Below are 11,370 nucleotides of genomic sequence, written 5' to 3' on the forward strand. Positions count from 1 at the left end.
ATAAGCGATAATTTGCGCCGATGTTGATATGGCTCAACATTTATTTGTCTTTTTGCAAATACCCCTATTGTGCAAATATCCACCGTTTTTAATGTTTAATTAAGGTTTCATCTGTTAATAAAGTGATAATTAATAGTGCGGATAGCAGAAGGAAATTAATTAACAGATTCTAATGGGTAAGATTTAATTGTTAATTAAAAAAGAAAGGGTTGGACGTATTGCAAAATCGCAGGCCGGATAAGAAGTAACCCGGCCTGCGTATTACCCGATTAGCGTTTTTTCCCCATTGCCGCTGCCAGCGCGTCCATCATGGCGCTGTTACCGGCTGGCTGGGCGTCACGACCGCGCGGTTTCGCCGCTTTTGACGCCGGGCGGTTGCCCTGCGCGCGATCGGCGGCGCCGCCGCGGCGAGCGGCGGTTTCGCCGGGCTGTTCATCCAGACGCATCGTCAGCGCAATACGCTTACGTTGCAGATCCACTTCCAGCACTTTCACCTTCACGATGTCGCCAGCTTTTACCACGGTGTGTGGATCGTCGACGAACTTATTCGAGAGCGAGGAGATATGCACCAGGCCATCCTGATGAACGCCGATATCGACAAACGCGCCGAAATTGGTGACGTTAGTGACCGCCCCTTCCAGAATCATCCCCGGTAGCAGGTCGTTCATGGTTTCAACGCCATCGGCGAATTGCGCGGTTTTAAATTCAGGACGCGGGTCGCGGCCCGGTTTTTCCAGCTCTTTGATGATATCGCTCACGGTCGGCACGCCGAATTTATCGTCGGTAAAATCAGCGGCCTTGAGGTGACGCAATTCGTTGCTGTTGCCCATCAGATCTTTTAGCGCTTGCTGCGTCGCCGCCAGAATGCGTTCGACAACCGGATAGGCTTCCGGGTGGACGGTGGAGGCATCCAGTGGGTTATCGCCGTGGTTAATACGCAGGAAGCCCGCGCACTGCTCAAACGCTTTCGGCCCCAGACGGCTCACCTTCAACAGTTGCTGGCGGTTCTGAAACTGACCGTTCTCATCGCGCCAGGCGACGATGTTTTGCGCCATCATGCGCGTTAAGCCCGCAACGCGGGTCAGCAGCGGCACGGAGGCGGTATTCAAATCGACGCCGACGGCGTTTACGCAGTCTTCGACCACCGCATCCAGTTTACGGGCCAACTGGGTCTGGCTGACATCGTGTTGATATTGGCCGACGCCGATCGATTTCGGATCGATTTTCACCAGTTCCGCCAGCGGATCCTGCAGACGACGCGCGATAGAGACCGCGCCGCGCAGGGAGACGTCGAGATCCGGAAACTCCTGCGCCGCCAGCTCAGAAGCGGAATACACGGACGCCCCCGCTTCGCTGACGATCACTTTCTGCGCCGTCACGTTCGGGAACTGTTTTTGTACGTCGAGATAGAAGCGTTCGGTTTCACGCGAGGCCGTACCGTTGCCAATCGCGACCAGTTCGACGTGGTATTTTTCGCACAGCGCGGCGATCACGGTAGCCGCTTTGGCCGCCTGACCGGTATGCGGATAAATGGTATCCGTCGCCACCAGCTTGCCGGTGCCGTCAACGACAGCGACTTTTACGCCGGTACGCAGGCCAGGATCAAGGCCCATCGTGGCGCGCAGGCCTGCGGGGGCTGCCATCAGCAGGTCGTGCAGGTTACGCGCAAACACGTTAATCGCTTCGTCTTCCGCACGTTCGCGCACGGTGCCCATCAGTTCGGTTTCAAGGTGCATTAAGACTTTGATACGCCACGTCCAGCTCACTACGCCTTTGCGCCAGCTATCCGCCGGGGCGTTATTCAGCCGCAGGCCGAGATGGTCCATGATGATTTGCTCGCAGTAGCTCTCTTTCGGCGGCTCATCAAACTGTGGGTCGGCATTGAGCGAAAGTTGCAGAATGCCTTCGTTACGACCACGGAACATGGCCAGCGCACGGTGAGACGGGACGTTAGCAATGGGCTCATGATGGTCGAAATAGTCGCGGAATTTTGCCCCTTCTTCCTCTTTGCCGCTCACGACTGTGGCGACCAGATGGGCGTTCTTCCACAGGTAATCACGCACTTTCGCCAGCAATGCGGCGTCTTCGGCAAAGCGCTCCATCAGAATGTAGCGTGCGCCGTCGAGCGCGGCTTTCGTGTCCGCCACGCCTTTGTCGCCATCAATGTACTTTGCCGCTTCCACGTCAGGATCGTGGGACGGCTCGTTCCAGAGCAGATCGGCCAGCGGCTCAAGGCCGGCTTCAATGGCGATTTGTCCACGGGTGCGGCGTTTAGGTTTATAGGGCAGGTAGAGGTCTTCGAGCTCGGTCTTACTTAACGTAGCGTTGATGGCGCCAGCCAGCTCATCGGTCAGTTTGCCTTGTTCGGAAATGGACTTGAGGATAGCCTGACGCCTGTCTTCCAGCTCACGCAGATAGCCCAGACGCGTTTCCAGGTTACGCAACTGCGTGTCATCCAGACCGCCGGTGATTTCTTTACGATAACGTGCGATAAACGGCACGGTGTTCCCTTCGTCAAGCAGGCGAACGGCAGCTTCAACCTGCCCGGCATTTGCCTGGATTTCACCCGCAATAATGCGGCAGAAAGAATCATTCATCATGGGTTAGCTTCGTCTTCAGGATAAAAATCAGGGGATAGTTATACGGATTGGCTGGCAAAAATGCCAGCCATCAGCGGGGGCTTAGGATTCTTCTTGTCTTATTTGACGTATTCGATCGCATTGACGTACCAGTTTGCTTCGCCGACAGGGGTGTTGACCACCGCCAGATCGCCCACTTCTTTTTTCAGTAGCGCCCGCGCCATTGGCGAGTCGATAGAGATGTAATCCTTACGTCCGAAAATTTCATCGTAGCCGACAATGCGGAACTTCAGCGTATCGCCGTCATCATTTTCGATTTCCACCCAGGCGCCGAAGAAGACTTTGCCCTCCTGCTGCGGGGAATAATCCACGATTTTGAGATTTTCCATGCATTTGGTCAGATATCTGACGCGTCTGTCGATCTCACGCAGGCGCTTTTTATTATACTGATAGTCGGCATTCTCGCTGCGGTCGCCCAGACTCGCAGCCCAGGTCACTTTTTTGGTGACCTCCGGGCGCTCTTCACGCCAGAGATAATTGAGCTCTTGTTTGAGTGTTTCGTACCCTTCGCGGGTGATCAGGGGCGTTTTCATCTCGTTGATTTACCTTTGCTGTCGATATTGCGCACACGGGGTATAACGTGATCGTCCCGACAGAATAAATAATGGGATTGCCGATTAATTGTATATTTAAGCTGCTGTTAAATATGCTTTGTAACAATTTAGCCTGAAATTCATACCAGAATTTGCTGGTGACTCACGTGAGCTTTTTTAAGAATACACACTTACATTTGTTGCGAACCTTTGGGAGTACAGACAATGCAAGAGAATTATAAGATTCTGGTGGTTGATGACGATATGCGTCTGCGGGCGCTACTGGAACGTTATCTGACCGAGCAGGGCTTCCAGGTTCGAAGCGTCGCTAACGCCGAGCAGATGGATCGTCTGCTGACCCGTGAATCTTTCCATCTCATGGTACTGGATTTAATGCTGCCAGGTGAAGATGGTCTGTCGATTTGTCGTCGCCTGCGTAGTCAAAGTAATCCAATGCCGATCATTATGGTCACGGCGAAGGGTGAAGAGGTTGACCGTATCGTCGGGCTGGAAATCGGCGCCGATGACTACATTCCTAAACCGTTTAACCCGCGCGAGCTGTTGGCGCGTATCCGTGCCGTGTTACGTCGTCAGGCAAACGAACTGCCCGGCGCGCCGTCGCAGGAAGAGGCCGTTATCGCGTTCGGTAAGTTTAAACTGAACCTCGGTACGCGCGAGATGTTCCGTGAAGATGAACCGATGCCGCTGACCAGCGGGGAGTTTGCGGTACTGAAAGCGTTAGTCAGCCATCCGCGCGAGCCGCTCTCTCGCGATAAGCTGATGAATCTGGCCCGTGGCCGCGAGTATTCCGCGATGGAACGCTCCATCGACGTCCAGATCTCCCGCCTGCGCCGTATGGTGGAAGAAGATCCGGCGCATCCGCGTTATATTCAGACCGTCTGGGGCCTGGGCTACGTCTTTGTACCGGACGGTTCTAAAGCATGAGGCGAATGCGCTTCTCGCCGCGAAGTTCATTTGCCCGCACGCTGTTGCTCATCGTCACCTTGCTGTTCGTCAGCCTGGTGACGACCTACCTGGTGGTGTTGAACTTCGCGATTTTGCCGAGCCTCCAGCAGTTTAATAAGGTTCTGGCTTACGAAGTCCGTATGCTGATGACCGATAAGCTGCAACTGGAGGACGGCACGCAGTTAGTCGTGCCGCCTGCGTTTCGCCGGGAAATCTATCGCGAGCTGGGGATCTCTCTCTACACCAACGAAGCCGCTGAAGAGGCCGGGCTGCGTTGGGCGCAACACTACGAATTCTTAAGCCACCAGATGGCGCAGCAATTAGGCGGCCCGACGGAAGTGCGCGTTGAGGTCAACAAAAGCTCGCCTGTCGTGTGGCTCAAAACCTGGCTGTCGCCCAATATCTGGGTGCGCGTGCCGCTGACCGAGATTCATCAGGGCGATTTTTCTCCGCTTTTCCGTTACACGCTGGCGATCATGCTCCTGGCGATAGGCGGCGCGTGGCTGTTTATTCGTATACAGAATCGACCGTTAGTGGATCTGGAACATGCCGCCTTGCAGGTAGGGAAGGGAATTATTCCGCCGCCGCTGCGTGAATATGGCGCCTCTGAGGTGCGCTCTGTGACCCGGGCGTTTAACCATATGGCCGCCGGCGTGAAACAATTGGCCGATGACCGTACGCTATTGATGGCGGGCGTCAGCCACGACTTGCGCACGCCGCTGACCCGTATTCGTCTGGCGACGGAGATGATGGGCGAGGAAGACGGTTATCTCGCGGAGTCGATCAATAAAGACATCGAAGAGTGTAACGCCATTATCGAACAGTTTATTGACTATCTGCGTACCGGTCAGGAAATGCCAATGGAGATGGCGGATCTCAATTCCGTGCTGGGCGAGGTGATTGCGGCGGAAAGCGGCTATGAGCGTGAGATTAACACTGCGCTTCAGGCAGGCAGTATCCAGGTGAAAATGCACCCGCTCTCGATTAAGCGCGCGGTGGCGAATATGGTGGTCAATGCTGCCCGCTATGGGAACGGCTGGATTAAGGTCAGCAGCGGCACCGAGTCGCATCGCGCCTGGTTCCAGGTAGAAGATGACGGGCCGGGCATTAAGCTGGAGCAGCGTAAACATCTGTTCCAGCCTTTTGTGCGTGGCGACAGCGCCCGTAGCACCAGCGGCACAGGGCTAGGGCTGGCGATTGTGCAGCGCATTATCGATAACCATAACGGGATGCTGGAGATTGGCACCAGCGAGCGTGGCGGCTTGTCAATTCGCGCCTGGCTACCGGTTCCTGTGGCTCGCGTCCAGGGGACGACAAAAGAGGCATAAGAAAGGGAGGTATTACCCTCCCTTTCTTCTCAACGCCGGATGACGCCGTTCAAAGCCGCCGTCCGGCCTGTTCCTTACAGCTTCGGTCCGGCGCTAACCAGCGCTTCGCCTGCCGGGGTATCCGTATATTTCTCGAAGTTCTCAATGAACAGTTTCGCCAGCGCGGTGGCTTTTTCCTGCCATTGTTCCGGCGACGCGTAGGTGTTACGCGGGTCGAGAATGTGGGTATCCACGCCTGGCAGTTCAGTCGGGATCGCCAGATCGAACAGCGGCAGACGGAAGGTTTCCGCGTTATCAAGAGAACCGTTCAGAATGGCGTCGATAATTGCGCGCGTATCTTTGATGGAGATACGTTTGCCGGTGCCATTCCAGCCGGTGTTAACCAGATAAGCCTGCGCGCCTGCTGCCTGCATACGTTTCACCAGCACCTCAGCATACTGCGTCGGGTGCAGCGTCAGGAACGCGGCGCCGAAGCAGGCGGAGAAGGTGGGGGTCGGTTCGGTGACGCCGCGTTCGGTGCCGGCCAGTTTAGCGGTGAAACCTGACAGGAAGTGGTACTGCGTCTGGTTAGCGGTTAAACGGGAAACCGGTGGCAACACGCCGAAGGCGTCCGCCGTCAGGAAGATAACCTTGGTGGCGTGACCTGCTTTGGACACAGGCTTAACGATGTTATCGATATGATAGATCGGGTAAGAGACGCGGGTGTTTTCGGTTTTGGAACCATCGTCGAAATCAACGGTGCCATCTTCGCGTACGGTGACGTTTTCCAGCAACGCATCACGGCGAATCGCATGATAAATTTCTGGCTCCGCTTCTTTCGACAGTTTGATGGTTTTGGCGTAGCAGCCGCCTTCAAAGTTGAACACGCCGTCGTCATCCCAACCGTGCTCATCATCGCCAATCAGACGACGTTTCGGGTCGGTGGACAGAGTGGTTTTTCCGGTACCGGAAAGGCCGAAGAAGACCGCGACATCGCCTTTTTCACCCACGTTGGCGGAACAGTGCATTGAGGCGATACCTTTGAGCGGCAGCAGGTAGTTCATTACCGAGAACATCCCTTTTTTCATTTCGCCGCCGTACCAGGTGCCGCCAATAAGCTGAATACGTTCAGTCAGGTTGAACGCCACGAAGTTTTCCGAGTTCAGCCCTTGCTCTTTCCACTGCGGGTTGGTGCACTTCGCGCCGTTCATGACAATAAAGTCAGGTTTGAAGCCTACCAGCTCTTCGTCCGTTGGGCGAATGAACATATTTTTAACGAAGTGGGCCTGCCAGGCGACTTCCGTAATAAAGCGCACGGAAAGACGCGTATCGGCATTTGCGCCGCAGAACGCATCAACAATGAATAAGCGTTTACCGGAAAGCTGATGCGTCACCAGACCTTTCAGGTGTTGCCAGGTTTCCTGGGAAAGCGGCTTATTATCGTTTTTACCTTTACCCTTATCGGACCACCACAGCGTATCACGCGTGGTGTCGTCGCGAACAATATACTTATCCTTAGGCGAACGACCGGTAAAAATACCGGTATCAACGGCAACAGCGCCCAGGTTAGTTAACACGCCACGCTCATAGCCTTCCAGACCAGGATTAAGTTCTTCCTGATAAAGGGTGTCGTAGCTGGGATTGTAAACGATATCCTGGACGTCGTTGATACCATAAGCCTTGAGATCTTGCGGGGTTAAATTGTTAACGCGCATATCACTGCTCCTTAGCCAATATATATTACCGAAAATAGTAAGGTTTTTTGAGGTTGGTTAACCGCGACAAGGCTCATAGATTTACGTATCTGGACAAAATCACGATTGACGAAAAACACTGTGACTCCTGTCACGCAGCGGCGGTTATTATGGCAGGAAACCTACTTTTGTTGTGGAAAATGTTCTGAAAACGTTAAAAGGAAGTGTTTTTGACCGACATAATGTGACTGTAATCGCATTCATGTAAGAAAGTTACGTAACACCAACATTAACAATATCGATTCACCTCTCTGCGTTTTTTTCTGAATTATGCATGACGACGTCTGGCGGTGAACAGATGATGCAATAATGCGACTTTCTCATCATTCTGGATAACGACATGGAAAGTGTAGCGCTTTCACGTACTACTCGCTGGGGTATGTTGCTCACCGGTTTGCTGCAGGGCGTTTTGTGCTACCTGCTGATGGCCTGGCTGGTACCACAAAATAGCGACTGGCTGTTCTATGGTATGCCTGCGACGATAGCGTTGTCGTCAATGCTATTGCTTACCGTGGTCTCTTTTAAACAGCGCGCGCTGTGGGGCTGGCTGGGGCTGACCTTTGTGGTCGTGCTGGCAATGAGCGGCTGGCTGAAATGGCAGGTTGAGACGGTGGAGAAATGGCGCCTAGCCGAGCTCCTCTGGCTGTATGGTCTCCGGCTTGTGTTGATGGCGATGCTGGTCTTACCCTGGATGCAATATCAGTTACATTCGCAAACCGGTTCGGCGCGTTATCCCCAGTTTTATCTGCGGTTATGGCATAACGTACTGACATTGTTTATCGTCCTGGTCGCCAACGGACTGTTCTGGCTGGTGCTTCTGCTCTGGAGCGCGCTATTCAGGCTGGTGGGCATCCGCTTTTTCAGCACCCTTTTCTTTGAAACTGAAGCCTTTATTTATGTGACCATCGGCCTGATTACGGCGCTGGCGGTCATTCTCGCCCGCACGCAGTCGCGCCTTGTGGCGGCGGTGCAAAAGCTGCTGACGCTGATCGCGACAGGTTTACTGCCGGTGGTGTCGCTGCTGGCATTGCTGTTTATTGTGACGTTACCCTTTACCGGACTGGAGGCGATTTCTGCGCGTGTTTCCGCTGCGGGGCTGCTATCCACGCTGACGCTGATGCTGCTGCTCCTCGTGGCGATTGTCAATGAACCGCAAAAGCGCGTATTACCCTATCCGCGCGTACTACGCGGCATGATTAGCGCCTCGCTGTGCGTTGCCCCGATATATATGCTGCTGGCGGGCTGGGCGTTATGGGTACGCATTCAGCAATACGGCTGGACGCCGGATCGTCTGTATGGCGCGCTGACGGCGTCTGTCTTGCTGGTATGGTCTTTCGGTTATCTGATCGGTCTGTTACGCCGCGGACGCGACCCTGGTGAGTGGCAAGGCAAGGTGATACTGAGCGTCTCTTTGCTGACGCTGGTGATATTGCTGTTGCTGGCCTCGCCTGTACTTGATGTCTGGCGTATTAGCGTCAACAGCCATATGGCGCGTTACCATAGTGGTAAAATTACTGCGGATCAGATCAGCCTGTATATGCTGGATCACAGCGGCAAACCTGGCCAGGAAGCGCTGAAATCGTTGCGGGATGACGAGGCGTTTACGCAGAACAGAAAGCGCAATCGTAAACTGATGACGTTTTTGCAGAGAAATAAGGTCTCTCCGACGGCGGACGATTTAGCGCGGGTGGTGATGATTGCGCCCGGTAGCCAGAAGCCGGATGCCGCATTTTGGGCGTTTGTCAAAGAGCAGAGTTATTCGGACGATTCCTGCCTTGAACCGGATGCCTGCGTGCTGGTGAGTCAGGATCTTAACGGCGACGGTCAGCCTGAGCAGGTGCTGTATAACTTTATTGTTGCCGAGAGCCAGGTCTACGGCTTAAAAGAGGGGAAATGGACGCAGAAAGCGTTCGCCCGACTGCCGGACGGGTTTTCTAAGACGCAACTGTTGCACGCGATTGCCGGGCATCAGTTAGACTCAGCCCCCAAAGCCTGGCGCGATATCATTGTTGATGGTCAGCGGTTGGATGTGGATTACTACAACGAGTAAGCTTTTTGCCGGATGGCGGCATAAATGCCTTATCCGGCCTACGGAGCGGGATGCTGTAGGCCAGATAAGCGCAGCGCCATCAGGCAATGACGTTGCCGACTACGAGGCGATTAATGAACCTGTGGATCGGCAGGAGAGGCGTTGTTACGGATCTCCGCGATATCCATCGCATTGAACAGGTAATGATTGCCGCAGTAATCGCAGTGCATATCGATTTCACCTTCTTCCGCCAGAATGCTGTCCACTTCTTCATCCGGCAATGTTTTCAGCGCGCCCGCGCAACGTTCGCGTGAACAGGTGCATTTGAATTCAACATCTTGCGGATCGTAGAGTGTGACTTCTTCTTCGTGATACAAACGCCACAGCACGTCATTTGCCGGTAACGTCAGCAGCTCTTCGCTTTTAATGGTTTCCGTCAACATAGCCAGATGGTCGAAATCCTCCGCCTGCGCGTTCTGTGCCGGCATCACCTGGAGCAACATTCCACCTGCTGCCGGTTTACCGTCGACATCGCCGGTACGGATAAACAGGCGCGTCGGCAACTGTTCGGAGCGCAGGAAGTAATCTTCCAGGCACGCCGCCAGAGTATCGCCTTCCAGACCCACCACGCCCTGATAGCGTTCACCCTCTTCCGGCGTAATGGTGATCACCAGATAGCCGTTGCCAACCAGCGTTTTGAGATCCGCATTGTCAGGGATGTCGCCCTGAACGCGAGCCACGCCGCGCATCTGCTGCTGATTATTGCCATTGATTACCGCCAGGCTTAACGGCCCGTCGCCCTGGAGCTGTACCGTAATGTCACCGGCAAACTTCAGCGTTGCGGTCAGCAGGCTAGTGGCGACCAGCAGTTCGGCCAGTACGGTTTTCACCGGCTGCGGGTAGGTATGATTGTCGAGGATCTGTTGCAAGGTTTCCGAAACGGTCACCAGCTCGCCGCGAACGGCAAAGTTTTCAAACAGATAACGATGTAATTGGTCATGTTGCGGCATAATCATCTCTCTTGCGGGTGACAGTTATTCGCTGTCGCCGTGTTTAAATCGTAACAGGTCGCGGCGCTCTTTCTTGTCCGGTCGCCTGTCCGGATGCGGCATGGTCAGGGAGTTAAGCTTGCGCGCCTGCGCCATTTTTTCGCGTTTTTCCACGCTTTCCGCCGTCTCTTCATACAGAGCGACGGCTTCGCTGGCCGGACGGCGCTGTTCGGTGATGGCTTTAACGATCACCGTCCGTTCGTCATTTCCCTGACGCAGGGTAAGGGTTGCGTTCAGCTCGACGATTTTGCTCGGCTTACTGCGCTGGCCGTTGTAATGCACCTTACCGCCTTCAATCATCTCGCGGGCCAGTGCGCGGGTTTTATAAAAACGCGCGGCCCACAGCCATTTATCCAGTCTGACCTCAACGGAGGACTTTTCTTTCATGGCGTCTCCTTCACATCAGTGAGGGGATCAGACGGCGGTAGTCGTTCAGGGACGGATGGCGCGTATAGTGCTTTTCCGCCAGACCGGAATCAGGATTCGTCACGCCAAGACAGTAGTGAATACCAAACCGGGCGGCGGCGTCGAGAATCGGTTCGCTGTCATCGATAAACAGCGTTTTCTCTGCGCTTATTCCCGTTTCCTCAGCGACAGCGCGCCATAACCGCTGATCCTCTTTGGGATAACCAAATGTGTGGGTGGAAAGTAATAAATCAAGGTGTGAGGCCAGACCGGTATGCTCCAGCTTCACCGCCAGGTTATGTGGATGCGCATTGGTGAGCAGAATCCGACGTTTTCCGCTGGCTTTTAACGCATTCAGAAACGGTACGGTATCGTCGCGCAAAACGGCGCGCGGCCCTTGCGCCGTCGTCATGGCGCAAATATCCAGACCCAGACGCTCGCTCCAGTAATCCAGACAGTACCAGTTTAGCGTATGCTGTACGGCATGATACTGCTGGCGAATATATTCCTGCGCGTCCTGCGGCGAAATACCCTGCTGCGCGCCGTAGGTTTCCGGTACCAGCTTTTGCCAGAAATAGTTATCGAACGCGAGATCGAGCAGCGTGCCGTCCATATCCAGCAAAACGGTATCCACGTTTTGCCAGTCAATATCAATATGCATGGGGAACTCCAGGGTAACGCAATTTGC

General features: G+C 54.4%; 9 protein-coding genes. 3 read left to right on the top strand and 6 right to left on the bottom strand.

Annotated features, from left to right (window positions below):
• Nucleotides 1–269: 269 nt before the first annotated feature.
• Together ACLJRU_RS07210 and greB are read right to left on the bottom strand one after the other, a co-directional pair.
• The gene (locus ACLJRU_RS07210) at nucleotides 270–2,600 is read right to left on the bottom strand and encodes a Tex family protein (protein WP_000980658.1); all 2,331 of its coding nucleotides are present in this window, start codon (nucleotides 2,598–2,600) and stop codon (nucleotides 270–272) included.
• A 98-nt stretch (nucleotides 2,601–2,698) separates the two neighbouring features.
• Entirely contained in the window at nucleotides 2,699–3,172 is a 474-nt protein-coding gene (greB, locus tag ACLJRU_RS07215) for a transcription elongation factor GreB (RefSeq protein ID WP_000856695.1), read from the bottom strand.
• A 225-nt stretch (nucleotides 3,173–3,397) separates the two neighbouring features.
• Between greB and ompR the strand changes: the two genes are divergently transcribed.
• Nucleotides 3,398–4,117, top strand: coding sequence for a two-component system response regulator OmpR (gene ompR, locus ACLJRU_RS07220; protein ID WP_001157751.1), 720 nt, complete (start codon nucleotides 3,398–3,400; stop codon nucleotides 4,115–4,117).
• Nucleotides 4,114–5,466, top strand: coding sequence for a two-component system sensor histidine kinase EnvZ (gene envZ / locus ACLJRU_RS07225; RefSeq protein WP_001541021.1), 1,353 nt, complete (start codon nucleotides 4,114–4,116; stop codon nucleotides 5,464–5,466). The genes ompR and envZ overlap by 4 nt, the downstream gene beginning before the upstream one ends.
• 74 nt (nucleotides 5,467–5,540) lie before the next feature.
• On the opposite strand, the gene pckA is transcribed toward envZ, so the two are convergent.
• Nucleotides 5,541–7,160 carry a phosphoenolpyruvate carboxykinase (ATP) gene (pckA, locus tag ACLJRU_RS07230; protein ID WP_001265689.1) on the bottom strand — a complete coding sequence of 540 codons (1,620 nt, stop codon included), beginning with the start codon at nucleotides 7,158–7,160 and terminating at the stop codon, nucleotides 5,541–5,543.
• A 379-nt stretch (nucleotides 7,161–7,539) separates the two neighbouring features.
• Between pckA and ACLJRU_RS07235 the strand changes: the two genes are divergently transcribed.
• A complete protein-coding gene (locus tag ACLJRU_RS07235) occupies nucleotides 7,540–9,249 on the top strand; it encodes a DUF4153 domain-containing protein (protein ID WP_000446458.1) in 1,710 nt (569 codons plus the stop codon).
• Between the two features lie 110 nt (nucleotides 9,250–9,359).
• On the opposite strand, the gene hslO is transcribed toward ACLJRU_RS07235, so the two are convergent.
• The 3 genes from hslO to yrfG are packed head-to-tail and all read right to left on the bottom strand — an operon-like array spanning nucleotide 9,360 to nucleotide 11,343.
• The gene (hslO, locus tag ACLJRU_RS07240; RefSeq protein WP_001135571.1) at nucleotides 9,360–10,238 is read right to left on the bottom strand and encodes an Hsp33 family molecular chaperone HslO; all 879 of its coding nucleotides are present in this window, start codon (nucleotides 10,236–10,238) and stop codon (nucleotides 9,360–9,362) included.
• Nucleotides 10,239–10,262: 24 nt separating this feature from the next.
• Nucleotides 10,263–10,664 carry a ribosome-associated heat shock protein Hsp15 gene (gene hslR / locus ACLJRU_RS07245; protein ID WP_000660722.1) on the bottom strand — a complete coding sequence of 134 codons (402 nt, stop codon included), beginning with the start codon at nucleotides 10,662–10,664 and terminating at the stop codon, nucleotides 10,263–10,265.
• A gap of 10 nt (nucleotides 10,665–10,674) precedes the next feature.
• Nucleotides 10,675–11,343 carry a GMP/IMP nucleotidase gene (yrfG, locus tag ACLJRU_RS07250; RefSeq protein WP_001541018.1) on the bottom strand — a complete coding sequence of 223 codons (669 nt, stop codon included), beginning with the start codon at nucleotides 11,341–11,343 and terminating at the stop codon, nucleotides 10,675–10,677.
• Nucleotides 11,344–11,370: the final 27 nt, after the last annotated feature.

The sequence above is a fragment of the Salmonella sp. SAL00653 genome (genome assembly GCF_046552515.1).
In the GTDB taxonomy this organism is placed as follows: domain Bacteria; phylum Pseudomonadota; class Gammaproteobacteria; order Enterobacterales; family Enterobacteriaceae; genus Salmonella; species Salmonella enterica.